Origin of the sequence: Paenarthrobacter nitroguajacolicus (assembly GCF_007786235.1) — a bacterium.
GTDB classification, from domain to species: Bacteria; Actinomycetota; Actinomycetes; order Actinomycetales; family Micrococcaceae; genus Arthrobacter; species Arthrobacter nitroguajacolicus_A.
In genome coordinates this window covers 69722-94816 of the sequence record NZ_VNFK01000009.1, presented here as the reverse complement: position 1 = coordinate 94816, position 25095 = coordinate 69722, and the positions used below count along the sequence as shown (strand labels likewise).

The 25095-nt window shown below is 64.0% G+C and carries 21 protein-coding genes; 7 read left to right on the top strand and 14 right to left on the bottom strand.

Annotated features, from left to right (window positions below; all coding sequences use genetic code 11):
- Nucleotides 1-87: 87 nt before the first annotated feature.
- The 4 genes from FQP90_RS13085 to FQP90_RS13070 are packed head-to-tail and all read right to left on the bottom strand — an operon-like array spanning nucleotide 88 to nucleotide 4002.
- Nucleotides 88-945: an SURF1 family cytochrome oxidase biogenesis protein gene (locus FQP90_RS13085; protein WP_144651142.1), complete on the bottom strand. Its 858-nt coding sequence runs from the start codon at nucleotides 943-945 to the stop codon at nucleotides 88-90.
- Entirely contained in the window at nucleotides 935-2566 is a 1632-nt protein-coding gene (gene resB / locus FQP90_RS13080) for a cytochrome c biogenesis protein ResB (protein WP_144651139.1), read from the bottom strand. Before resB ends, FQP90_RS13085 begins: the two co-directional genes overlap by 11 nt.
- Nucleotides 2563-3531 (bottom strand): cytochrome c oxidase assembly protein, encoded by a 969-nt coding sequence (locus tag FQP90_RS13075; protein WP_144651136.1) that lies wholly within the window; start codon nucleotides 3529-3531, stop codon nucleotides 2563-2565. Before FQP90_RS13075 ends, resB begins: the two co-directional genes overlap by 4 nt.
- A 45-nt stretch (nucleotides 3532-3576) precedes the next feature.
- Nucleotides 3577-4002 (bottom strand): ArsR/SmtB family transcription factor, encoded by a 426-nt coding sequence (locus FQP90_RS13070; protein ID WP_144651133.1) that lies wholly within the window; start codon nucleotides 4000-4002, stop codon nucleotides 3577-3579.
- A gap of 214 nt (nucleotides 4003-4216) precedes the next feature.
- Here FQP90_RS13070 and FQP90_RS13065 point away from each other — a divergent pair, with 214 nt between their 5' ends.
- The 6 genes from FQP90_RS13065 (at nucleotide 4217) to FQP90_RS13040 (ending at nucleotide 9763) form a co-directional block, all read left to right on the top strand.
- Nucleotides 4217-6313, top strand: a complete 2097-nt coding sequence (locus FQP90_RS13065) for a cytochrome c oxidase assembly protein (protein ID WP_144651130.1) — start codon at nucleotides 4217-4219, stop codon at nucleotides 6311-6313.
- Nucleotides 6314-6383: 70 nt separating this feature from the next.
- Entirely contained in the window at nucleotides 6384-6761 is a 378-nt protein-coding gene (locus tag FQP90_RS13060; RefSeq protein WP_144651127.1) for an ArsR/SmtB family transcription factor, read from the top strand.
- The gene (locus FQP90_RS13055) at nucleotides 6758-7675 is read left to right on the top strand and encodes a cation diffusion facilitator family transporter (protein WP_144651125.1); all 918 of its coding nucleotides are present in this window, start codon (nucleotides 6758-6760) and stop codon (nucleotides 7673-7675) included. The genes FQP90_RS13060 and FQP90_RS13055 overlap by 4 nt, the downstream gene beginning before the upstream one ends.
- Nucleotides 7675-8364, top strand: a complete 690-nt coding sequence (locus FQP90_RS13050) for a DsbA family protein (protein ID WP_144651122.1) — start codon at nucleotides 7675-7677, stop codon at nucleotides 8362-8364. The genes FQP90_RS13055 and FQP90_RS13050 overlap by 1 nt, the downstream gene beginning before the upstream one ends.
- A 101-nt stretch (nucleotides 8365-8465) precedes the next feature.
- Nucleotides 8466-9074: a hypothetical protein gene (locus FQP90_RS13045; RefSeq protein ID WP_208760003.1), complete on the top strand. Its 609-nt coding sequence runs from the start codon at nucleotides 8466-8468 to the stop codon at nucleotides 9072-9074.
- A 74-nt stretch (nucleotides 9075-9148) separates the two neighbouring features.
- Nucleotides 9149-9763, top strand: a complete 615-nt coding sequence (locus FQP90_RS13040) for a copper resistance CopC family protein (RefSeq protein ID WP_144651119.1) — start codon at nucleotides 9149-9151, stop codon at nucleotides 9761-9763.
- Nucleotides 9764-9844: 81 nt separating this feature from the next.
- Here the strand turns inward: FQP90_RS13040 and FQP90_RS13035 are convergent, their stop codons facing one another.
- The 4 genes from FQP90_RS13035 to FQP90_RS13020 form a co-directional block, all read right to left on the bottom strand.
- Complete coding sequence (locus FQP90_RS13035; RefSeq protein ID WP_167510481.1) at nucleotides 9845-10288, bottom strand: hypothetical protein; 444 nt, start codon at nucleotides 10286-10288, stop codon at nucleotides 9845-9847.
- A gap of 431 nt (nucleotides 10289-10719) precedes the next feature.
- Nucleotides 10720-11232, bottom strand: coding sequence for a signal peptidase II (gene lspA, locus FQP90_RS13030; RefSeq protein WP_144651116.1), 513 nt, complete (start codon nucleotides 11230-11232; stop codon nucleotides 10720-10722).
- Nucleotides 11229-13181 carry a heavy metal translocating P-type ATPase gene (locus tag FQP90_RS13025; protein WP_144651112.1) on the bottom strand — a complete coding sequence of 651 codons (1953 nt, stop codon included), beginning with the start codon at nucleotides 13179-13181 and terminating at the stop codon, nucleotides 11229-11231. Before FQP90_RS13025 ends, lspA begins: the two co-directional genes overlap by 4 nt.
- Nucleotides 13178-13564 (bottom strand): ArsR/SmtB family transcription factor, encoded by a 387-nt coding sequence (locus tag FQP90_RS13020; protein WP_144651109.1) that lies wholly within the window; start codon nucleotides 13562-13564, stop codon nucleotides 13178-13180. Before FQP90_RS13020 ends, FQP90_RS13025 begins: the two co-directional genes overlap by 4 nt.
- A gap of 452 nt (nucleotides 13565-14016) precedes the next feature.
- On the opposite strand from FQP90_RS13020, the gene FQP90_RS13015 reads away from it, so the two are divergent.
- Complete coding sequence (locus tag FQP90_RS13015; protein ID WP_144651106.1) at nucleotides 14017-18921, top strand: DUF4082 domain-containing protein; 4905 nt, start codon at nucleotides 14017-14019, stop codon at nucleotides 18919-18921.
- 62 nt (nucleotides 18922-18983) lie between these two features.
- Here the strand turns inward: FQP90_RS13015 and FQP90_RS13010 are convergent, their stop codons facing one another.
- The 6 genes from FQP90_RS13010 to FQP90_RS12985 form a co-directional block, all read right to left on the bottom strand.
- Complete coding sequence (locus tag FQP90_RS13010) at nucleotides 18984-20030, bottom strand: PD40 domain-containing protein (protein ID WP_144651103.1); 1047 nt, start codon at nucleotides 20028-20030, stop codon at nucleotides 18984-18986.
- The gene (locus FQP90_RS13005) at nucleotides 20023-21192 is read right to left on the bottom strand and encodes an ATP-binding protein (protein ID WP_144651100.1); all 1170 of its coding nucleotides are present in this window, start codon (nucleotides 21190-21192) and stop codon (nucleotides 20023-20025) included. Before FQP90_RS13005 ends, FQP90_RS13010 begins: the two co-directional genes overlap by 8 nt.
- 92 nt (nucleotides 21193-21284) lie before the next feature.
- Nucleotides 21285-21551: a hypothetical protein gene (locus FQP90_RS13000; RefSeq protein WP_144651097.1), complete on the bottom strand. Its 267-nt coding sequence runs from the start codon at nucleotides 21549-21551 to the stop codon at nucleotides 21285-21287.
- 10 nt (nucleotides 21552-21561) lie between these two features.
- The gene (locus FQP90_RS12995; protein WP_144651095.1) at nucleotides 21562-21837 is read right to left on the bottom strand and encodes a hypothetical protein; all 276 of its coding nucleotides are present in this window, start codon (nucleotides 21835-21837) and stop codon (nucleotides 21562-21564) included.
- A gap of 265 nt (nucleotides 21838-22102) precedes the next feature.
- Nucleotides 22103-23143: a hemolysin family protein gene (locus FQP90_RS12990; RefSeq protein WP_144651091.1), complete on the bottom strand. Its 1041-nt coding sequence runs from the start codon at nucleotides 23141-23143 to the stop codon at nucleotides 22103-22105.
- Nucleotides 23136-24497, bottom strand: coding sequence for a hemolysin family protein (locus FQP90_RS12985; protein ID WP_144651088.1), 1362 nt, complete (start codon nucleotides 24495-24497; stop codon nucleotides 23136-23138). Before FQP90_RS12985 ends, FQP90_RS12990 begins: the two co-directional genes overlap by 8 nt.
- Nucleotides 24498-25095: the final 598 nt, after the last annotated feature.

Below are 25095 nucleotides of genomic sequence, written 5' to 3'. Positions count from 1 at the left end.
TCGAGAGGTTTCCTCGCAGGACGCGCTTCCTTTTTGCGGCAGCGGATAGGCCCGGACACCAGCCGCTGGGGCCCATGGCCGAACGGGTTAGAGTCCCATGGAGTCCAGAAGAGCATCTTCTTCTTCGGAGCCGGAGCGCTTGAGCCGGGACGGTGGTCGGGGCTGCTGTACGGCTTCAGCCGGGTCCGCCGTGTCGTCCGGCATGTCGCGTTCCTCGCGCCCGATCCGAGCCTGTTGCCGTGCCATGTATCCGAAGCCGACGAACGCCATAATTCCGAAGGTGATCCACTGCAGGGCATAGGACAGGTTCGACCCTTCCTTGACGGCCGGAGCCGCGAGCTGCTGGGGGGCCACGGACGGTGGTGGGGACTCCGAGGCCATCACCCCGTAGCTGCCCGTCATGAGCGGGTAATCCAGTTGCCTCCCGTAATTGGACAGGTCAATGCTGGCCAGCTGGCCCACGGGCGCGTCACGGCCAAGATCGGGTTCGGACGGCTTGATCCGGACGACCGCCGAAATCTCTCCGGTCGGCGGGCCGGGCACGGCGTCGGGGTATCCGGGCCGGTCGTTGCCTATCGGCAGCCATCCTCTGTTGATCGCGATCGTCTCACCGGAGCTTAACCGGAACGGGACCAGCACTTCGTATCCGGCGGCGGAATTGTTGGGCCGGTTCCTGACGATTCTCTGGTCCTGCGCAAGGTAACGGCCGGTCACAGATACCGTGGTCCACTTCGCATCGGGGTCAGCGACGTCGAAGTATGTACGGGCGTCCTTGAACGGCATGGGAGGTTTGTCGTAGTTCTCCTGGACCCTGCGGATCTCGGTCACGGCCTGGTTCCGACGATCCATCTGCCAGTTCCCCAGTCCAATACAGGCTGCGGCGAAGAGTACTGCCCCCATCAGGAAACCGGCCCAACGCCACGACAGAAGGAACCTATACGCCACGGGATTCCTCCTGAAGCTGCCACTGCCCGACCAGCAGTTCGCGGATGGTCGTCGCTTCGGCGGCCAGGCGGTGATCTTCGCCGCGGGCCAGAAGACCGAATTCGACCATCGTCCGTCCGTCGTCGTGGGTACCGGCACGGACCCAGACCCTGCGGCGGTTCACGTACAGCGAGGCCATCAGGCCCGCGACGGCCATCAACGAGAAGACCAGAACGCCGGTCTGCCCGGGAGTGCTGCGGATGTCCACACCGATGTAGCGTTTGAGGCCGTCGAAGCTGATGCTTCCCTTGCCCTCGGGCAGCGTGTACGTGCCACCGGGAGCCAGTGTGATGCCTTTGGCGGGCAGTTCCCGCCCGTTGAGCTGGGTCAATCCCTTCACGTCCAGGTTGTAGACGTTCTGCGGCACCCCGGTGTCCAGGCCCAGGTCCCCGTAGTAGGAGTTCAGGTTCAGTTGGGGGTTCAGTGGATCCGGGTCGAAGCTGTAGGCGACCCCTTCATCGTTCTTGATGGCGGAGGGCAGAAAGAATCCCACGAAACCCAGTTGCGCCGGGCGGGCATCCGGAACCTTGACGACGACCGTTGATGTGTAGACCCCGTCGTTCGGGATGGCCACGACCGGGCCACTGAAGGCCGTCTCGCCGTTGCCGTCCCGGACCGTGATGACCGGGGCGTAGCCGTTGCCGACCAAAAAGACGCCCACCTCCCCGAAGTAGACAGGGTCATTGACCTTCAGCGTCCGGGGTTCCTGGGCCGCGTCGGCTGCATCCCGGGTTCTCAGCTGGGCGGTGAAATCGATGGGCTGGCCGAACTGTCTGCTGGACTCCCTGTCGAAACGGACCGCGAACGTGTCCAACGTGATCGTAAACGGCTCCAACCACGAGGACTGGAAGTTGGTTCCCGGCGCGAAGTTGTCATAGCCCACGAGCGTGTTGACGAAGGTGTCGCCTTCGATCAGGATCTTCTGTCCCCGAAACCCGAACAGTCCGCCAATGGCCAAACAGATGAGGACGCCGATCAGCGAGGTGTGGAACACCAGGTTGCCGGCTTCCTTCAGGAAGCCGCGCTCTGCACCCAGGGACGGCAGTGCTTTTTCCTCGTCCCTGACCTGGACCCGGTAACCGCGCTTCTTCAGCACAGCGGCTGCGTCCGCAATGGCGGTCGCAGCGGGGATACCGGCGTCCGCCGGCAGCTCCAGGGTTCCGTACTCCGGCAGCCGGGAGAGCCGCTTCGGGGTACGCGGGGGGTGCGAACGCATGGCTTTGTAGTGGGCGCGGGCCCTCGGAACGACACAGCCGATCAGGGAGATGAACAGCAGGATGTAGATGGCCGAGAACCAGGCCGAGGAATAGACATCGAAGAGCTGCAGCGCATCCAGGACCGGGCCGTAATCCGGGCGGTTCTTGATGTATTGGGTGACGATCGAGGGGTTGGCTGGACGCTGTGGAAAGAGTGATCCCGGTACTGCGGCGATGGCCAGCAGCAGCAGCAGGAACAGCGCTGTGCGCATGCTGGTCAGCTGGCGCCAGGCCCAGCGCAGCATGCCAACGGCTCCCAGAGGGGGCGGAGTGGGGGGTGTGTTCTCATCGGTGCGGGCCGGTGCGGGAGTGGGATGCTTTGTCATCGGCGGCGCACCGGACGGTTGGCCAGTTGGCGCAGGTATTCGTTGTAGGCGTCCAGGTCCGGGTCCCCTGCCACGGCTGCCGTCCGGTCCGCTTTGGCCCACCCCCGGGCCTCGTCCCGCTGCCACCGCACCAGGATGAACATCAGCAGCAGCACGCCCGGCAGTTCTCCATAGGACCATGCCAATCCTCCGGCCAGGCCTTGGTCAGCCATCGGGTCCACGTTCCAGCTTTCCGGCGGCGTGGCGAAGAACTGCACCATTGGGGCAGTGGCCATCATGATGACAACCCCGAAGAAGGCGTGCAAGGGCATCTCCGCGAAAATGTCCAGCATCCGGCCGAAGTGTGTTTGCCGGGTCGGCAGCGGATCCGCGGAAATCAGCGGGACCGTGAACAGGATGCCGGCGGCTAGGAACAGCAGTTCCAGCCCGAGGTGCCCGTACCAGTTTGGTAGCAGCAGGTCCGCGAGCCCGGAGAAGTAGACCCCATAGAAGCTCAGCAGGAACAGCGGCACCATGAAAGCCGGATGGATGGCCAGCCGTCCCCAGCGGGAGCGCAGGCCCCAAATGGCAACTTTGAGGACCGGCCGGCCGAACCGGCCGTGCGGGGTGGCCCGTAGCAGCAACGTGCCGGGGGATCCTATGACAAGCAACGGTGGGACGGCCATCATCAGGGTCAGCTGCTGGAACATGAAAATGGAGAACATCCGGAGGCCGTAACCTTCGATGCCCGCTCCCATGACGACAATGATGGCCAGGCAGCCGAACAAGAAGGAAGCTGTGCGCACCGGAGACCAGTGCCGGCCCTGCCGCCAAAGGCTGATCGCGCCGGCGAGGTACAGAACCGCCGCGAGCAGCGTCAAGGCCGGGATCAGCGGAACAGGCTGGAGGTTCGGTGCAAGGTACTCGCCCAATGACGGTGGCAGCGAGGGAAGCCAGACCGGGCCCTCGACTCCAGGGTCGCCCATGTCAGTACCGCCGTCCGGCCGAGACGGTTAAGCCAGGGGCCGGTGTTAGTTGTTGCTGACCATTGTCAGTCGGTCCTGTCCGGCGTGTCCGACGTGCGTGAGGCCCAGATCCAGCAGCATGCGCACGTGGGAGTCGGCCAGTGAGTAATAGGCCATCCGTCCGGCACGACGGACCTGCACCACGCGCGGGCCGCGCAGCAGCCGCAGCGCATGGGAGACGCCGGATTCGCTCAGCCCCGTGGTGGCGGCTAGATCGCACACGCACATCTCCCCTTCGAGCAGGGCGATGAGGATCCTTACCCGTCCCGGGTCCGAGAGCAGCCCGAAGATCACCGCGAGATCCGTCACGTCCGACTCGGCGGGCATCCGTGACCTGACGGCCTCCACCTTCTCGGCGTCGACCAAACGAATGGCGCATTCGCTGCCCGGCTGGCCGGGCGATGTCGGCAGTGCCTGTGCTGTTCCGGTCATTCATCAAGACTACCTTTACTTGCTAATGCGTCGCATTTGCCTTGTGGCGTGCCAGTGTGGGCGCCTCGGGAGACCCTGGCGGGGCTCGGGGGCATCCACCGATTAACGTCTGAACAACTCTACAGATAATCTTGAATGGCGCTGGAATGCACCGGCGCTGCCTGCCCCCGAAGCCTTGGAGGAGTCAGGTCCGGACCTGTGTTAAGGAACCATTGTGGCTTTGAAAGCCCCCGCTGCCGGCGGCAGCACGGCCGTATCGCCGAAACTGCGCTGGTTCGCTGTGGCCGGTGTGATCGCCGTGGTCGTTGTGCTGGTGGCCACAGCGTATGGCAGGGGAACCCTGCCTGCCGAGACCCGCGATCCTGGCGCTTTGGTCCGGTGGGGTTATGGCGTCGCCCAGACCCTGCAGAACATAGCGGCCGCGGCGACCATCGGTGCGCTGGTTTTTGCGGCGTTCATCGTGCCGCCGGTCCTGCGGGGCCGAAAAAATGCGGGACGGGCCGGGTCCGCGGTGACGGCGGCGCAAATCGCTGCCGCCGATGAGCACCCGGCGTTCAGCCGGATCATGGTGCTGGCCTCGGTGGCGAGCCTGACGTGGACCCTTTCGGCCCTGGCAGTATTGGTGTTCAGCTTCTCCGACATCGCCGGCGTGCCCGTCTCGGGCAGCCCCGAATTCGCCGCGCAACTGACCTCCTACATTACGGAGCTTCCCAACGGGGCGGCCTGGCTGTGGGTCGTCATCATCTCCTCGGTCGTTGCCACCCTGACCTTCGGTGTCCGATCCAGCGCAGGCCTGGGCGCCGCCGCGTTGCTGGCCCTGTCAGGCCTGTTGCCGGTGATGCTGATCGGCCACGCGGCTGGTGGAAGCGACCACGAACAGGCCATCAACTCCCTGGGCCTGCACCTGGTCGGAGTGTGCCTGTGGTTCGGTGGGCTCATTGCCTTGGGCGTTGCCGGGACAGCCTTGGGCAAAGACACCGCGGCAGTCCTCGGGCGGTTCTCCACCCTGGCAGGTTTTGCCTTTGTCCTCGTGGTCGCCTCGGGCATCATCAATGCCACGATCCGCATCGAGATCCCCGCAGGTCTGGCCTCTCCGTACGGCATCCTGCTCATGGCAAAAACGGTGGCCGCCATTGCCTTGGGAGCCATCGGATTCCTGCACCGGAAGCGGCTGATTCCAGCCTTGAGCGTGAAGTCCGGGAACGGGCAGGCCACCGTGCTGCTGTGGCGCTTCATCGTGGTCGAGTTGCTGATCATGGGTGCCGTCAGCGGCCTGGCCGCTGCGCTGAGCCGCACACCGACACCAGCCGGGGAGGACATCCGTCCCGCCTTGACCCCCGCGGAGGTTCTCACCGGATACCTCCTGCCACCGGAACTGACCCCCGAGCGCTGGTTCACCATGTGGCGACCGGACTGGCTGTGGATCGCCTTCGCCCTCTTCGCCGCCTACCTGTATCTGCGGGCGGCGCAGCGTCTGCGCCGCCGCGGGGACAGTTGGCCGTGGATACGCAGCGTGGCCTGGCTCGTTGGGTTGGCGGCGCTGGTGTTTTTCACTTCCGGCGGCCCGTCAGTGTACGGGCGGATACTTTTCAGTGCCCACATGCTCGATCACATGGCCCTGACCATGGTCGTGCCGGTGTTCCTCGTCCTCGGAGCCCCGGTCACGCTGGCGCTCAGGGCGCTCAAGCCGCGGACTGACGGTTCCCGTGGACCACGCGAGTGGATCATGGCGCTGGTTCATTCAAGGGTGGCCGCCATCGTGACGCATCCCCTTTTCGTTGCCGCCAATTTCGCCGGTTCCATCGTCCTGTTCTACTACTCCGATGCTTTCGGATTTGCCCTCAGGGAACACGCCGGGCACGAACTCATGACAGTCCATTTCGTGATCACCGGCTACCTGTTCGTTCTGTCAATGATCGGCACCGACCCCATCCCGCGCCGGGCACCGTATCCGCTGCGGCTGCTGCTGCTTCTGGCCACCATGGCCTTCCACGCGTTCTTTGGCGTCACCCTGATGGGCTCGACCACCCTGATCCAGCCGGAGTGGTTCACGGAGCTGGGCCGCGAGTGGGGGGCACCGCCCTTGGAGGACCAGCAAATGGCCGGCGCCATCACCTGGGGTATTGGCGAGGTCCCGACCTTGCTGATCGCCATCGGCGTGGCCGTCATGTGGTCACGCTCCGATGCCCGCGAAACGCGGCGCAGCGACCGGGCGGCCGCGCGCACCAACGATGCGGACCTGGACGCCTACAACGCCATGCTCGCCCGACTTGAGGAACGCGACACAAGGGGCCGCGGTGGCCAGGCCTAGTCCAGACAGTCCCGCACCACCAATAAGTTCAGGATATTCTGAATCCACCGATTTCTGTATCATTGCTGGTATGCGCATACTTTCCACGATTGACGTCCTGGCCCGCTTCGGTAAAGCCCTCGCGGACCCCACCCGGGCCGCGATCCTGCTGCAGCTCAAAGACGGACCGGCGTTTCCGTCGGATCTGGCCGACAGCATTGGCGTCAGCCGCCAGATCCTGTCCAACCACCTGGGCTGCCTGCGTGACTGCGGACTGGTCGCCGCGGAACCGGACGGAAGGCGTGTCCGCTACGAACTTTCCGACGCCAAACTGGCGCACGCCCTGGAGGACCTGCTCGGCACCATCCTGACAGTCGATACGATCTGCGGCTGCGCCGAACCCGATTGCGTCCAGGACACCACTTCTGGCTCACTGGCTTCGCCCGACACCCTGGAGGTCCGCTCATGAGTGGCCACAAGCACGACCACGCCGCCGCGGCATCGGCACGCCGCGGCAAGCTCATCACCGTCTTTGCCATCACCTTCACGGTCATGATCGCCGAGATCATCGGCTCCGTACTGACCGGCAGCCTGGCGCTGCTGGCAGACGCCGGCCACATGTTCACCGACTCGGCAGGGCTGCTGATAGCGCTCATCGCCGCATCATTGGCGTTGAAACCAGCCACCCTGAAGCGCACCTGGGGTTACAAACGTGCCGAAATCATCGCCGCCGCCGGACAAGCAGCGCTGCTGCTCGCGGTCGGCGGCTTTGTCATCGTTGAAGGCATCCGCCGGTTCTTCGAACCCCCGGAAATCGGGGAGTCCACGATGCTCTGGTTCGGCATCATCGGCCTGGCCGGCAACGCTATTGGCCTCGTTATTCTCGCTTCCGGACGGAACCACAACTTCAACATGAAGGCGGCTTTCCTGGAGGTGCTCAATGACGCCCTCGGGTCCGTGGCCGTCATTGCGGCGGCCATCATCATCGCCGTGACCGGCTGGCTTCAGGCCGACGCGCTTGTGTCGTTACTCATCGGCGTCCTGATCATCCCGCGCACCCTTAAACTGCTCCGCGACACCGTGAACGTGCTCATGGAATCCACCCCCAAGGGATTGGACCTGGCCAAGGTTCGCGAGCACATCCTGGCGCTGCCCCACGTCATCGACGTCCACGACCTCCACGCCACGCTGGTGGCCTCCGGAACACCGGTACTCTCCGCCCACGTCACAGTGGAGGACAGCTGCATGACCGACGGGCATGCCGCCACGATCCTGGCGGACCTGCAGGGCTGCGTGGCCCAGCACTTCGACATCAGCGTCGAGCACTCCACCTTCCAGATAGAACCAGCCGCCCACCGCGACCAGGAAAGCATTCACCACTGATGAGCAAAACCCAAACCCCTCCCCCGCCCATGGACACCGCGAAGAAAGCCCGGGTTTTCATCTGGGTCCTGCTGGCCGTCCTCGTCGCTGTCGGCGTGATCTGGTACACCGTCTTCACGCTGAACAAGCCCGCCCCCGCCGCCCCGACGCCGGTCGCGGAAGCCCAACTGGTCCGTGAAGACAGCCACCGCGTGACCTCCCCGGCCACCGAAAAGGCCCAGCTCGTTGAGTTCCTGGACTTCGAATGCGAAGCGTGCCTTGCCGCCCAACCGGTGGTCGAGGAATTGAAGAAGGAATTCGGCGACCGGATCACCTTCGTCAACCGCTACTTCCCGTTGCCCGCGCACCGTAATTCAGCCACCGCCGCCCTTGCCGTCGAAGCCGCAGCCCAGCAGGGCAAATACGAGCAGATGTACGCCAAAATGTTCGAAACCCAGCCGCAATGGGGCGAGAAGACCGAGTCCCAGGCGCCTCTGTTCCGCACCTTCGCTGAAGAACTTGGACTGGACCTGACCGCCTACGACGCGGCCGTGGCCGATGACAAGACCAAGGAACGGATCAAGAAGGACATCGCGGATGGCACCGCGCTGGGCGTCAAGGGCACACCGACGTTCTTCCTCAACGGGAAGATGCTCACTCTTGAGACCAAAGAACAATTCCGGCAACTGCTCGCGGACGCCGCCAAGTAGCAGGCTGTCCCGGACAGCATGCTTCGCCTCGGGCGTTGCCCTGCCACAGGCTTCTTCGTAACGTAAAAACGAATCCATCCCTTGAAAGGAACGGTGTGCGATTGACTGCTGCGCGTGCACCGTTCCGTATTCCCCGGGCCGCTGCGGTGGCGGTCATGGTCCTTGCGCTGGCCGCAGCGGCACATTCGCTGGCCGGAGGTGACCTGCCGGCTTTCCCGGTCATGACAGCGCTGACCGCCGTTATTGCCCTGTCGGCGATATTGATGGCCGGCAGAAAGATGACGGCACCCCTTCTGGCCGTATACCTGGGTGTATCCCAGAGTGCTTTGCACCTGGCGTTCTCAGCCTTGGCAGGCGCCGGCACGCCCAGGCCCGGCTTGGCCCACCACTCTGGAACGGCAGCCGGCCCGGGCAACGGTGGCGGGGTTGCCCGGCATGAGCATCTGAGCGCGGATGTCAGCCCCGGGATGCTCGGAATGCATGTGGCCGCAATCCTCGCCACGGCTCTTCTGATGGCGCGGGGCGAGTCGGCTTTGTGGGCCTTGGCCGCCTGGCTGCGGCCCCTGTTGGACTTGCTCAAACCATCCGAACCCCGGGCCTATCCCTGCATGCCGGTCACAGCCACGGAAACCGTTCATCTGCGAAGGAACGAGCGGGCACGGCCACCGGCCCGGGGGCCTCCCCGGACCCTTTCCGCCGCCACACTGTAGGCATTGGCTTAGGGTGTCACCGGCGCGTACCGAGCACATTGAACCCTTCTCAACGAGCAGAATCGCAGAGTCCCATGAATCCCCGTAACAATAAGCGACGCGTCCGCATCCGCCTGGCTCTCGCCGCGGCCATTCTCATCCCGGCCTTCGCCGCGGCGCCGGCAATGGCCCACGACGCCCTGGAATCCACCGTGCCGGCCAAGGACGCCACCGTCACCACAGCCCCGGGTATCGTTTCCCTGACGCTCTCGGAGCCGCCCATGGATGCCACGCAGCTCAATCTCAGCGTCATCACCGTCACCGATGAGACGGGCAAGACACTCAGTGATGGCAAGGTCACCGTAGACGGCCCTACCATCTCCACGGCCATAGCCGGCGGGAGCAATGGGACATACAAGGTCCTCTGGCGGACGGTTTCCTCCGATGGGCACCCCATCGAAGGAAACTACTCCTTCACCGTCCAGGATCCCGCCCAAGCCGTTACTGCCACACCATCTGCGACGCCAACCCCGGCCGTGAGCACTGCCTCCAGCGCCGCCGCAGCGGCGGCGCAAACGGCGCCGGAGCAGATTAAACCCAACGATGACAACGCACCCATGGCCGTTGGCATTGCGGCCGCGATCCTGGCTGTCGTAGCCGCTGTCTTCTTCATTGCACGCAAGCGCAGGGAAAAGATCTCGGGAGCGTAGCGGAATCGGCGAACCCAGCGGACATTCCGCCTCGCCCGTCGGCTCCGGGTCACCGTGCCTGGAGCCGACGGGCCCGGGACGCTACTGTGCCGCGGCCACGGAGCGTCGGTCGGACAACAAACGTGAGGTCCAACCCGCGATGGTGCCAAAAACCATGACCGTCAAGGCCGCCATACCAAGGTAGAACAGCACCGTCGGAAGACTGGACGGTGACGACGAACCGTCCACAGCAGCCACAATGCTCAGCCAGTAGACCACCGTTGCGGTCACCCACAGCGCACCGGCTGCCGTTGTCAGCCAGGACCAGCGCGAAAACCAGGACTGGCCCCGCCGATAAGACAGGGCAATGGCGACAGCCACGACACCCGCCACGGCAACCAGCTGAAGGCCAAAGAGATATGGGCCAGCAACCAGCCCCACCGGAATGCACAGTCCTCCGATGAGCACGAGTCGACGGGCGCCGAGGGGCATCTTGCCGGCGTCCGCAGGAGCCGCGGACCGGCTTGCGTCGGGGTTTGAAAGCATTGGTTCGGTGGCTCCTTGAAGAGTGGTACTGCGGGATCATTCGTAGCAGCGGCGGGACCGGGTGCACAGTAAGCGGTGCACCGAGATAGGGCAGGCGGGGCAGTCCCGCCTGGATATTCCCCCAGTACCTGAACCCCCAATGACGGCTGAAGCGGCAGTCAGCAACATCGACGACCACCACGGGACTCTTGGAGCGCTAGCACATTAGGCCAGGACCATTGGCGCGGAGAAGCCTCACAGCTGCTGCGGAGAATATCAGAGACTGATTCTAGCAACAGCGTATGAACATGTGTTCATACGCGCGATAACCAGGCCACCCGCCCTTCACTGATGCCGCTGCCCGGGGTAGTCTTGGTGCTGGCCGAACCGCCCGGCATTGAAACGCCCGGCCATGAACAGCCGTCGCCGGCCCCGGATGGAACGGCCAGCGCCTAGTCCTCCGGTCGCGCCCTCGGGGAAAGGACAACCCCGAGGACCAGAACCGCTACGCCGGTGGTGACGAATACATCGGCGAGGTTGAAGGTGGGGAACCACCCGGTGTGGAGGTAGTCCACCACCCCCTGCCCGTCGAGCCGGTCGATGAAGTTTCCGGCGGCTCCTCCAAGCAACAGGGCCGCCCCTGCCCGGGAGAGCAGGGACATGCCGGGCGCTGCGGCGAGCAGGAACCAGAGCAGGGCGGCCAGGATCACCCCCGTGCCTGCGATGACGGCCCAGGCCGGCAAGCCCGCGCCCATACTGAAAGCGACACCGCGGTTGTAGACCAGCTTGATGTTGATCGGCCCGAGATCATTGGTTGCCCCCGCAGAGAGAACGGTCTCGGCCACAGCCTTGACGATAAGATCGGCGGCGGCCAGGGCGGCCGCCACAACAACCAGCAGGACCCGGATCCGCCGTGACGTCCGGCCCGCGGGGGCCTTGGTCGTTGATGTGGGTTCCGTGCTCATGATGCCGGTTCCAGGGCCGGGGCCGGCCGGGCGGTCTTGAGCACGGTTCTGCGGCTGATCCGGCCGGCTCGGACGCCGTTGGCGATCACGACGATTTCGGCCAGTTCATGGATCAGGACCACAGCGGCCAGACCGAGCGCACCGACCAGCGCCAGCGGGATAAGCACCGCGATCAGAGCCAGGGACAGTCCGACGTTCTGAAGCATGATGGACCGGGTGCGGCGGGCGTGATCGAGGACCTGGGGAAGGTGGTTCAGGTCCTCACCCATGAGGGCGATATCGGCGGTTTCGATCGCAACGTCGGTGCCCATGGCTCCCATGGCGATGCCGGTGTCGGCGGTCGCCAGTGCGGGGGCGTCGTTGACGCCGTCGCCGACCATCGCGGTCGGGGCGCGGCCCTGGAGGGTGCGGATGATGTCTGCCTTGTCTTCGGGGCGCAGATCGGCATGGACCTCGGTGATGCCCGCTTCCTTGCCCAAGGCGTGGGCGGTGATCGTGTTGTCGCCGGTAAGCATGGCGGTGGTGTAGCCGGAGGCAGTGAGGCGGGCGATGACGTCCCGGGCCTCGGGGCGCAGCTCGTCGCGGACCGCGATGGCGCCGATGACCTGTCCGTCGTCTTCGATCAGGACGGCGGTCGCGCCGGCCTGTTGCATCCGCTCGACCTCGGCTGACAAGGAGCTGGCGTCGATCCAGCCGGGCCTGCCGAGACGCACCGTCCTGCCCTCGAGCGCGCCTGTCAGGCCTGCACCGGGGACGGCGTCCACATCAGTCACGGCCGCCCGGGCGGAAGCCGCGGCGAGGATGGCGCGGGCGAGCGGGTGTTCGCTACGGGCCTCCAAGCCGGCCGCGAGGGCCAGAACCTGCTCTTTGGTGGACGTTCGGGCGGTGGCGACGTCGATCACGGCAGGTTTGTTCCGGGTCAGGGTTCCGGTCTTGTCCAGCGCGATGGTGCGGATCCTGCCGAGGGTTTCCAGTGCTCCGCCGCCCTTGATAAGCACGCCGATCCGGCTCGCGGCACCGACGGATGCGACAACCGTGACGGGCACGGAAATGGCCAGAGCGCAGGGAGAGGCAGCAACAAGGACAACCAGGGCGCGTTCGAACCACAGCAGCGGTTCACCAACGATGAAGCCGAACCCGATGATCAGGACCGCGGCGATAAGGATCCCCGGGACAAGCTTGCTGGCGATGGAGTCGGCCAGCCGCTGGCCCGGGCCTTTTCGGGACTGCTCAGCTTCGACGATGTGCACGATCCTGGCCAGCGAGTTATTCTCGGCCGTGCTGGTCACTTCGACCTCGAGCGGGCCGGTGCCGTTGATCGAACCGGCCCAGACCTCACTGCCGGGCCCCACCTCCACCGGCACGGACTCACCGGTCAGCGCAGACGTGTCCAAAGAGGTTCGCCCGGTGATGATCCGCCCATCAGTAGCCAGGCGTTCTCCGGGCCGGACGACCATCCGGTCCCCCAGCACCAGCTCAGCGGGATCAATCGTGACTTCCGCGCCGCTGCGAAGCACGGTCGCCTCAGCAGGCACCAGGTCCAGCAGGGCCCGCAGGCCGCGGCGGGTTTTCGCCAGCGAGTATTCCTCAAGGCCTTCAGAGATGGCGTAGAGGAAGGCCAGCATGGCCGCTTCCTCGTACTGGCCCAGAGCGACCGCACCGACTGCCGCAATCGTCATCAGCGTGCCTACGCCGATTTTGCCCTTAAGGAGGCGGCGGAGGGTGGACGGAACGAACGTCCAGGCGGCCACCAGCAGCGCGGCGATCTCCAGCGGAAGTGTCAGCCACTGCGGCGCGTCGGTCAGCGACGCAATCCACGCCGCCAGAAGCAGGACACCGGAAACGGCTGCCGCCCGGACCTCGCGGACCTGCCAGAAACCTCCGGCCTCCTCCCCCTCTTCCTGTTCGTCAGCGCCGGGCTTCACGTCACCGCAGCAGGCGTCACTCATCGGGCCACCTCCGTCGTAGGGGCCGTGCCGGTGCTGCCAATGCCATAGTTCGGGCAGAGGCTAACCGCATTGCCGGTAGCTGCCAGCAGGATCTCGGCCTGGGCGAGCATGTCCATCAGCTCCGGACGGGAAAGCGAGTAATAGACGCTGCGGCCCTGCGTGCGACCCTGCACCAGGCCACAGTCACGCAAGCACGCCACATGGGCAGATACCGTGGATTGGGCCAGACCCAGCTCCCCGGTCAGGTCACCAACCCGGACCTCTCCCCCGGCCATCCGCTTCACGATACTCAAGCGGGTCGGATCACTGAGGGAATGGAACAGGGCAGCCGCGGGGTCCAACGCGGCGCACGGATCACGTAAGAACGCATCATCAATCGTCATAAAACGATGATAGCGGAAATATTGGATGCTGCAGTCCTCGAATCTTCGAAACCGCCCTGGGAGGTGGCAAGTCCCAGTGTGCCGGCCCTGATGAGGCTAGCGCTGGGGCGAAGCGTTGCCTGTCCTGGGCCGGAGAAGACCGCGTTGGGATGACGGTGCGAGGAAAGACGGTGCGAGGAAATCCGGCCCTGGTAGGCGGGAAGTCTTGCCGCGCGCACGCGGCGCCCCTACACTCCTGCCAAGGGTTACTTGATGATGTGCTTCGACCTCTTGGTCTACAAGGTCGATGGTGGTCCGGTCTGGTTCTTCTTCATGGCCGGTCCAAGTTCAGGACCCGGGTGTTTCATAACTGAAGATTTTTGGTTTGACCCTGGCTGGGGAGCGGCAAGCAGGGACCGTGTGGCAAGCACGGATCCATACTCGCAACAGGCGTACCACTCCCAGGAGCTTCGATGCCCGGTCATTCAGCCTCCCGGCCGCAATCACCCTTGAAGGGCTTCATTGCGTCCTTGGTGATTGCCATGATGGCAGCCCTGCTGCCTCTTACGGCCCCCGCGGCGGCCCTTGCGGCGGGGCCCTGCGACCCGGTGGTGAATCCTGTTGTCTGTGAAAACTCCAAGGTCGGAAGTCCGCCCTCGGAGTGGGACATTTCCGGGCCGGGCGATGACAGCATCCAAGGCTTTTCGACCGAGATCAGCGTCAATGCGGGCCAGCCGATCCGCTTCAAAATTGACACGTCCGCGCCCAGCTACACGATCGCGGTCTACCGCACAGGCTGGTACGGCGGCGCCGGAGCCCGCAAGATCGCTGACGTGACACCGTCGGTGGTTCGTCAAAACCAGCCCCAATGCCTCACTGACCTCACCACAGGGCTGTACGACTGCGGGACCTGGGCGGTGTCCGCAACGTGGCAGGTTCCCGCGACCGCGGTTTCAGGTGTCTATGTCGCCCTTCTGACCAGGCCCGATACCGGCGGGCAAAGCCACATCACCTTCATCGTGCGTTCCGATGGCAGCCGGTCCGATGTTCTCTTCCAGACCTCCGATCCCTCCTGGCAGGCCTATAACTCCTACGGTGGCTCGGACTTCTACCAAGGCACGAACGGCCGTGCCTACAAGGTCAGCTACAACCGACCGGTAGCCACCCGCGGCGGGCCCGGTGGGCGGGACTTCTACTTCTCCAACGAATACCCGATGGTGCGTTTCCTGGAGCAGAACGGCTACGACGTCAGCTACATCAGCGGCCTCGATACCGACCGCAACGGCTCACAACTGCTGAACCACAAGGTCTTCCTCTCCGTCGGGCACGACGAATACTGGTCCGGCCCCCAGCGCGCCAACATCACCGCCGCCCGCGATGCAGGGGTGAATCTGCAGTTCCTCTCCGGCAACGAGGGCTACTGGCGCACCCGGTTCGAACCCTCCCCGGTGGATGGTGGCACGGGACGGACGCTGACCTCCTACAAGGAGACCTGGGCCAACGAAAAGATCGACCCCAGCTCGGAATGGACCGGCACCTGGCGGGATCCGCGGTTCGCCGCCCAGACCAATGGTGGTGGGCTGCCCGAGAACGGGCTGACAGGAACCATCTATATGTCCAACTACTCCGACTTACCGGTGACCGTCGATTCGGAGGAAGGCAAAACCAGACTGTGGCGCAATACGTCCCTCACCTCGTTGCCGGCCGGATCCTCTGCGGCACTGGCGCCCCACACGGTAGGGTATGAGTCCGACGAAGACCTGGACAACGGGTTCCGCCCACCGGGGTTGATCCGGTTGTCCACCACCGTGGGCGAGGTGCCGCAGTATCTTCAGGACTTCGGCAATACCGTCCTGCCCGGCACAACGACCCACCACGTGACCCTATACCGCGCCGCCAGTGGCGCGCTGGTCTTCTCAGCGGGCAGCGTCCAGTGGACCTGGGGCTTGGATGACGTGCATGACGGCGAGGGCGCGCCGGCAGATCCGCGGATGCGGCAGGCCCAGGTCAATCTTCTGGCCGATATGGGGGCCCAGCCTGCCACTCGTGCCGCCGGGCTGACCGTCGCCGTCGCGAGCACGGACCGGACCGCGCCCACAACCGCCATCACTGCCCCGGCCAATGGCGCCGCTGTGCCCCATGGGACCAGTGTGACCGTCACGGGAACCGCGGCCGATACGGGCGGGGTGGTGGCCGGCGTGGAGGTTTCAACCGACGGCGGCGGCACGTGGCACCCCGCCGTGGGCAAACAAAATTGGACGTACACCTATATCCAGAAAGGCTTCGATACTGCCACCATCCAGGCCCGGGCCATTGATGACAGTGCCAACATAGGGCCCGCCGCCAGCAGGAGCCTGGTCTTGAGCGGACCCTACAGCGTCTTTGGCCAGACCGCACCGGCTGTGCAGGATTCCGGCGACGGCGGCAGTTATGAAATGGGCCTGCGCTTCACCCCCACGGTGGACGGTTTCATCACCGGGGTGCGCTTCTACAAGAGCGCTGCCAACACCGGTACGCATACCGGGTCTCTATGGAGTTCCTCCGGGGAACGGCTGGCCACGGCGACGTTCACCAACGAGACACCCTCCGGCTGGCAGTCCGTACTGTTCAGCCAGGCCGTTCCCGTGGCCGCGGGGCAGAAATACACAGTCTCTTATTGGACTCCGAACGGCCGCTACTCCATCCAGAACTTTCAATGGGCGAGCTTTGGTTCTGCCGCCGCGCCCTTGACGGTGGCGGGCGGTTTCGGGGCCGAGCCTGCCGGTGTCTATGCCACCTCCTCCGGGTTCCCGACGTCGAGCTACAACGGGGGAAACTACTTCGTCGACGCCTTGTTCGGCACAGCCGATACCACGCCCATGACGGTGTCCGGGCACACCCCGTTCCCGTCCTCCTCCAGCGTCTCCGTGGACACCAAGGTCAGTGCGGTGTTCTCCAAACCCGTCACTGCCTCCAGCATCCAGCTGACCCTGCAGTCCCCCGACGGACCAGTGCCCGGCACGACAGCGTACGACCCCGCCACGCGGCGGGCGACCTTTACGCCGACGAGCGCCCTGGCGTTCAGTACGCAGTACACGGCCACCCTCGCCGGGGCGGACACCCTGGGCGGTCCGGTCACAGCCGGTGGAACCTGGTCCTTCACGACCGCGGCGACACTGCCGGTTCCCGGGTCCTGCCCGTGCAGCCTCTTTGACGACTCCGTCACGCCCGGCATCGCTGAGATTCAGGACGGTGTTCCGTTGACGCTGGGCGTCCGGTTCTCCAGTGTTTCAGCCGGTGAAGTAGTGGGCATGCGTTTCTACAAGTCGGCCGGCAACACCGGCACCCACAACGGTGCCCTGTACACGGCGGCCGGACAGCAACTGGCAACCGTTACCTTTACCAATGAGAGCGCCTCGGGGTGGCAGACGGCGATGTTCAGCCAACCGGTCCCGATGGCCGCGACCACGGACTACATTGTGTCCTACAAGTCACTTACCGGGACCTATTCCGCCACTTCCAACGGTTTCGGATCCGGCATGAGCGTCGGACCATTGCGAACGGCTTCGGACGCCGGTGCGTACACGTACAGCGGTGACTTCCCCGGATCACGTTCGAACGCCAGCTACCTCGTGGACGTCATCGTGACGGTTCCACCGCCTGCGTTCACCCCGTCAGCCCACTCCCCGCTTCCCGGCGCGTCCAGCGTTCCGCTCGATGCCGCCGTCAGCGCGGTCCTGTCCGAACCGGCCGAAGCCTCCAGCGTCAACCTGGCGGTAAAAGACGCCGGCGGAACGACCGTGGCCGGTTCCACCAGCTACGACCCCCAAACACGGAAGGTCACGTTTACTCCGGCCGGGCCACTGGCGGCCGGGACTTCGTACACGGCCACCGTCACGGCGACCGCGGTGTCCCGGCAACCACTGAGCAACGCCTCATGGACGTTCAGCACCGTCCCCGCCCCCAGGACACCGGGGATGTGCCCCTGCACGCTGTACCAGGACACCGTGACGCCGGGCACGCCCGACGCCAACGACGGCGTGCCGTTATCCCTGGGTGTCCGGTTCGCCAGCGACACTGCAGGTCAGGTCACCGGCGTCCGGTTCTACAAGGCCGCCGGCAACACCGGAACACACACCGGCTCGGTGTACACGGCCGGCGGGCAGCTTCTGGCCACCGTCACTTTCACCAACGAGTCCAGCTCCGGCTGGCAAACAGCAATGTTCAGTCAGCCGGTGAACATTGACGCCAACACCGAGTACGTGGTGGCTTACAAGTCCCCTGCCGGCAGCTACTCCTACACCGCCGGCGGATTCGGCGAAGGCTTCACCAGCGGACCGCTGCGGACAGCACCAGATTCCGGAGCGTTCGCCTACAACAATGACTTTCCCAGTTCGCCCTCCACGGCAAGCTATCTGGTGGACCTGGTGTTCATGGCCGCGGTGCCCCCGCTGACGATCACCGACCGGTCCCCTGCACCCGACGCCACGGGCGTTCCCGTCGACGTCAAACCAACGCTTACGCTCTCGTCCGCCATTAAGCCGGGTGCCTCGTTCGCGCTGGCGGCGAACGAGGCACCTGTTGCCGGCAGCGCTGCCCTGTCCCCGGACGGCCGCACCCTGACCTTCACCCCGGCGGCTCCCCTGCCGGCCAACACAGCCATCTCCGTCAGCGTCGGCAACCTCGAATCCCAACAGGGCCAGACGCTGCCGGCCACCACCTGGCAATTCACCACAGCCGACCCTGATGCCCAGCAATCCTCCATCTTCGGCGACCTCCAACCCCAGACAGCAGCCTCCGATGATGCGTCATCGGTTGAACTGGGAACAAAGTTCACGGTCTCCGAAACCGGCAATGTCACCGGCATCCGGTTCTACAAGGGAACCGGAAATACCGGAACCCACATTGGCTCCTTGTGGAACGCCGCAGGAACGCGGCTAGCCCAGGTGACATTCGCGAACGAAACAGCGACCGGCTGGCAAACGGCGATGCTGTCCTCCCCGGTAGCCGTAACCCCGGGGGAAACGTACATCGTGTCCTATCTGGCCCCCAACGGCCGCTACGCCTACACGCCGGCGTTCTTCGCCCAAACGTGGGTCAGTGGGGTCTTCACCGCCACCGGCCCTGACAACGGCCGCTACCGGTACGGCACCGGCGGCGCTGCACCAACGAACTCCTGGAACTCCACGAACTACTTCGTCGACGTCCTCTACTCGGCCACCACCGCACCGGCACAAGCGACGCCCACCCCGACCGCAACGCCGGCCCCATCCGGAAGCGCCACGGCGACTCCCTCGCCAAGTTCTTCCGTCAGTTCCTCGCCGAGCCCGTCACCCAGTCCATCGCCGAGCCCGACAGGGTCGGGCGGGCTGCTGTGCGGACTACTGGGAACCTGCTGACGCGTGGGGCGGCTATTTAGTCTGCTGTCGTCCGGCCGCTCCCCGAGTTCCTGTGCCGGACGTCAGCGAACCACACTCGGCGACCACGCGTGTTCGATGAAGAGGCTCGGCTGGGACGCAGGATCGGTTGGCAGCTTCCAGATGTTGCTATCACCTTCGGTATCCTCGTCGGCCAGACCATAGAGCAGGTTCTGATCGTCCAACCATTCGATCTGGTCATCGACGCTGCGCTTTTCCGAGAGCACAGTTTCCGCGCCCGTTGCCAAGTCAAGAAAGGCGACGTTCCAGTGAGCGGTGAGCGGCCCGCCGATGTTCTTCTTATACGCGATCCGGGTGCCGTCAGGCGAAATGGAGGGGCATTCGACGTTGTCACGAATGGCCGTGAGGGTCTTGTCTGTCAGGCTTCCCCGGACGAGCCAGATACGCCCGGACGATGCTGCGGTGGCATAGAAGACACCGCTCTGGTCCGGTGCGAACGTGACTCCCCAGATGTTCCGGTCGCTGGCCAGCAGCCGTTCGCCGTTCACGATGAGGGCGAAGTCTTCGAGGTTTCCCGTACCGCCGTCGGGCACAGTGATTTCGGTTGCTGTGGAGAACCCGGCTTGCGTGTATGAGTGGCCCGAGACGAACACCGTGGTGGCGATCACGGAACCGTCAGGGCTCATGCGTGTCCTGCTCGGAATGCCGGGGACAGGCCACGCCCGCTCCTGCTGCCAGTCACGGTTCAGGACGGCCGCTTCGTAAGTCGTCACCAACCCACGGTTGGACTTGAGACAGACCACCATAGCGGCAGTGCCATAGACCCGCTCGCACGCCTGCCCACTGACCGCACGCGTGCCACCGGGAGCCGAAAGCGGCACCGTTGCTGCATTGCCATACCCCTGCCCGCCGGCAGTGTTCCTGAACAGGACGAAAGGAACCTCAGGGAGAGGTTGACCTGCAGCGACCTCCACGGATGAGGCGGCCGCGCGGCTCTCCTCGAAGCGCTGATAGGCTCCCACCGCGTAGATCCCGGCTCCGGCAAGGACCAGCGCGGTAACCGCCAGGAGAATTCCCCACCGCAACCTCCCGCCCGGAGCGGTGCCGGTTCCTGCGTTCGTCCTATTCATGGAGGCGTTTGACGTAGTCAGCCATTCCTGGCACGGTGAACGCCACAACACCCAGGGCAGGTGCGTAGATGATCCCCTTGTCGATCAACGATGCGCGGGTCATGGTCATGGAGCTTTGCTTCTTGTGCGCCCGTTCAGCAAGTTCAGCTGTGCCGGATCCTTCATCACCGTCGACGGCCATCAGGCGGAGGAAGTCCTTCTCTGCCTTGGAAGCGCGTTTCCAGCGTGAGGGGAAGAATCCTTGGTCCAGCTGCGCGCGTCCGATTTCCACCGCGATTTTGGCGTCGTCGAAGGTTACGGTCTTCTCCGGGGCTGTTTCCCAGGCCGCGTAACCGTATTCCTGCAGGAAGTACGGGTACGCGCCCGATGCGCTCAGAAGGAGGTCTTTGGCATCGGGTACGAATGATGCCCCATAGCGTTGGGCCGGGGCGACCAGGGCCGCCTCGGCGGCCTCCCTGGACAGCGCTCCGATGCTGCGGTAATTGAAGATCCTTTCGGCGTAGGAGCGCGCTTCACTCAGTACCGAGGGGAGGTTGGGTAGGCCAGCCCCTGCGATATAGAAAGGCCATTCACGTTGCCCGGCCAGGTGCTGGGCGCTGAGGAGTGCGGCGATGAGTCCGTCGTCCAGGTCCTGCATTTCATCAATGATGAAGATCAGACCCGAGCGCTTCTCCGCCAGTGCCAGACAGAGGTCCTCAATCAGTTCTTCCAGATCCACTTCGATCGATCCGGAGTCAGCGCGGCCGTGATTGAGGTTCACTCCGATATCGATCCCGGTCACGCCCAGTTTCGCGGAGAAGGATGCGATGCTGCCAAGGGCTGCCAAGAGCCGCTCCCCGGCGCCGCGGCGGTTCAGCTTCCGCCCTGCTTGCAGCAGGTTCCGGGCGAGTTTGGCCCGTACGGCTTCGGGACCCCCCTCGGCGTCCCTGCCCTCGAGGAAGACAACCATGAACTCTGCATGCTCGGCCTGCCGGCGGAACTCGTTCAACAGGACCGTTTTGCCCACCCCCCGCAGCCCGTGCAGGACGATCCCCCGGTCCGGTCTTCGCTGACGGGTCTTGGCCAGCAGCAAATCGAAGGCATCGACCTCGCTCTGGCGCCCGACCAGCTCGAAAGGCCGTCGACCTGAACCGGGCGAGTAAGGATTCAAAGCGCTTTCCATATCAAAAACTATAAACCAGTATCCAGCTTTTTGGATATGGCCTTATACTCCTGGATGTAACGTGATGGCGTTATGACCTGCATCCTCTCGAATTACTCGGAAGCCTGGCCCGTGGTCAGACCGTCAACAGCTTCCAATTTGCCACCGCGAAGACGGTGGGTTTGATGCAGGTTCGCTAGCTGCTCCGGATCGTTGAGCAAATCATCGGATACGTCCACAACCTGGCTGGTTTGTCCTTCAAGGGGCAGGAGCTCGTGCCAGAGCGCTGGCCCATCTCCATCGGAGGATTCCACCGGGCCCGGGGCCGGGCCGATGGCGATAATCATGCCGCGCTCGTCGCTAATGACCGTGCATTCCATGGTGGGCCCCTTAGCGCAGCGCTGTAATGAGGAGACGATAGCTGGCCCCGTACGCAGCTTCTGCTCGCAGATCAGCGAAGTAAGTGAGACGATCACGACTTTGGCTGAATCCGTTGCTGAGTGTCGTCACCCCGCCGGTCGAGACCACGATTGAAGGTGGCATGGCGACAGCCATGATGGCAGGACCAAACGCGCGATCTTCCCACCAGAAAGAATGGCGGACGGTCTGTCCCGGAGCAATGTAATTGCTCAAAATCCCGCCCGATGGAAGAAACCATTGATTCATAGCAACCCCTTGGCCTAAGCCCTGTTGTGTGGAGCATGGAGGAACATTAGTTAGACCTTGGCACTGTACGCTGCAGGTGGCAAGACCAGATGCTCATGTCCCGGCCATGCACCGACTAATTCGTGCGGGCCTCAATTATCTGGCGTCAGTTCCTGGCGATGCCAAGGACGGTATCGAAGGCCAGGAAGATGAGCAGCCTGATGCGCAGCAGGGAAAGACTAGAAAACCCCGCCCGTTCGGTCCCGGTCAGGGCTTCCCTTGGTTTTCAGGCGCTGGTGGCGTCCTGTACTTCGCCGACGAGTTCTTCGATGATGTCTTCCAGGAACAGCACGCCGGTGGTGTTGCCCTCCGCGTCGAAGACCCGGGCAACGTGGGAGCCGCTGCGGCGCATCGTGGCCAGGGCGTCTTCAAGGTCACTGCCGCTGAATGCTGAGGCGAGGCGGCGGATCCTCTTGGCCGGTACTGGCGTGGTGAAGTTCTCTCCGGACGTCAGGTCCATGACGTCTTTCAGGTGCAGGTAACCGGAGGGGTTGCCGTCGTCATCGGTGAGGATGTAGCGGGAGTAGCCGTGTTCTGCCACCGCGCGCTGGATATCGCCTGGCGTCGCCGAAGCCGGCAGGAGCACCATCTTATCGATGGGTACCTCAACGTCCTCTACCTTTTTGGCGGTGAACTCGAATGCCGCCGTGAGGGTGCCGGTGGTGTCGCTGAGCACGCCGTCACGGGTGGATTGCTCCACAATGTTAGCCACTTCATCCAGGGTGTAGGCGCTGGTTGCCTCGTCCTTCGGCTCGACCTTGAAGAGGCGGAGGATGGAGTTAGCGATCCCATTGAGGGTCCAGATCACCGGCCTGACGATTTTGGAGACCAGCACCAGGGGCGGGGCGAGGATCAGTGCGGCACGGGTTGGAACGGAGAACGAGATGTTTTTCGGGACCATTTCGCCCAGCACAACGTGGAGGAAGGTCACCAGTAACAGGGCTGCTACGAAGGCAATGATGCCGACCGCTTCCGCGGAGAGGCTGGTCAGGCCCAGCGGGATCTCCAGCAGGTGGTGGATGGCTGGTTCGGATACGTTCAGGATCACCAGGGAACATACGGTGATGCCCAGCTGGCTGGTCGCGAGCATCAGCGTCGCGTGTTCCATGGCCCACAGCGTGGTTTTCGCGGCCTTGCTGCCGGCCTCGGCCTTGGGTTCAATCTGTGACCGGCGGGCGGAGATGACGGCAAATTCGGCGCCGACGAAGAAGGCGTTGACGACCAGCAGCACGATGAGCCAGATGATGCCGGGAAGGTATTCACTCATGGGTTAACTCCGGCGTGAGGTTGTCAACGATGCGGTCGTGGGCGCTCTTGGGGGCTTCCCCGGGCTCATCCGGTGTGAAGCGCAACCGCTCCACGTGGGTACCGACGACGCGTTCAACGCGCAAGCTTCCACCACCAACAGCAACCTCATCGCCAAGTTCAGGGATGCGGTCCAGCTGGTCGGTGACAAAGCCGGCAAGGGTGTCGTATTCCTCGCCGTCCGGAACCACGACGCCGGTCCGGTCAAGCAACTCGTCCGGCCGCAGGGAAGCGTCGAAGGTGATGGAGCGGCCGGTTCTGACTACGCCTACGCGTGCCCGGTCGTGCTCGTCTTCGAGTTCCCCGACGATTTCTTCCACCAGATCCTCGAGGGTGACGATTCCTGCCGTTCCGCCGTGCTCGTCCGCGACGATGGCCACTTGCAGGCCCTGTTTGCGCAGGATCGGAAGCAGGGTGTCAACGCCCATGGACTCAGGAACACGGAGCGGCTCGAACATGAGAGCGGAAGCCGTGATGGTGTTGCGGTCCGCCAGGGAAACAGCGAAGGCCTGCTTTACGTGCAGGACCCCTAGAACGTCGTCGCGGTCTTCACCGATGACCGGGAAGCGGGAGTAACCAGTGGCCGTTGCAAGGCTCAGGATGTCGTCTGCTGTCTCATCAACGTGCACTGCGGCCATCCTGACCCGCGGTGTCATGACGTCAGCCGCAGAGTGTCCCGCAAAGCGCAGCGTGCGGTGCAGCAGGACCGCGTGGTCAAGATCCAGCGAACCTTCCAAAGCTGAGCGGCGGACCAGAGAGCTGAGCTCCTCGGCACTGCGGGCCCCGGAGAGCTCTTCCTTGGGCTCGATGCCAAAAGAGCGAATGATTTTGTTCGCAGTGTTGTTGAAAAGCACGATGACCGGTTTGAACACGGCAGTGAACATCGTCTGGAACGGAACCACGACCTTCGCAGTCGCCAACGGCAACGCCAGTGCAAAGTTCTTGGGCACGAGCTCGCCGATGACCATCGAGAATACCGTGGCCAGGAAGATGCCGGCCACCGCGCCGACACCCTGCACGAGGGCTTCCGGCAATCCCATGGAGAGAAGCGGGCCCCTGAGCATGCTGCTGATGGCGGGTTCAAACGTATAGCCTGTCAACAGCGTGGTAAGTGTAATGCCGAGCTGGGCGCCTGACAGATGCGTTGACGTTATTTTAAGCGCCTTGATGGTGGGCGCGAGGCGCTTCTCGCCACGGCTTTGCCGGGCCTCAAGCTCGCTGCGGTCAAGATTGACCAGCGCGAACTCTGAAGCAACGAAGAATCCGGTACCGACCGTCAGGACAAGGCCGACACCCAACATGATCCATTCATACATTCGGGCGCCCCTCTCCCTTGGTGACCGGAGAATCAGTCAAAAGATCGAGGGGCCTGGGCATATGTGAAGGAGGGTCATCCATAGTGCACTCAATTCTACCGGGTGCCCAATCCACTCCTCCTTGCGTGCGCATTAGGCAAGAGGCGCCTGCCAGCCAATGCCCAAACAGTGCCCGGTGCCTGATGGCGACTTATCCGGTGGTTTGGGGTGATGCAGCTAGCGTCCGCGCAGCTCATATCGTTATGGATGCATCTTCAACGATGTTCCGTTGCTTTCGGATTCAAACGACTGGGTGCGAAGCTCAGGCTGACGAGCGTGGGACCGACGCGACCCCTAGCACACATCTGCGGCACATGTCAGAGGGTTCGGCGCCGCGGGCGTGAAAGTTTCTCCCGTCTCAGGGAATGGCCACGGCAGGAGCACCGGAGTTCCAACCCTGACCAATTAACACAGACTTGGCAATCGGCATGATCCCATCGTGTCATCTCGGCATGGTCAGTCGCGAGAAAGCGATCCGCGCCGATCCGGGCGCGGATGAATCCTTCCAGCCAAGGGTTCAAGCGTTTGTACTCGAACGGCGTTCGAGCAGAAGGGTGTC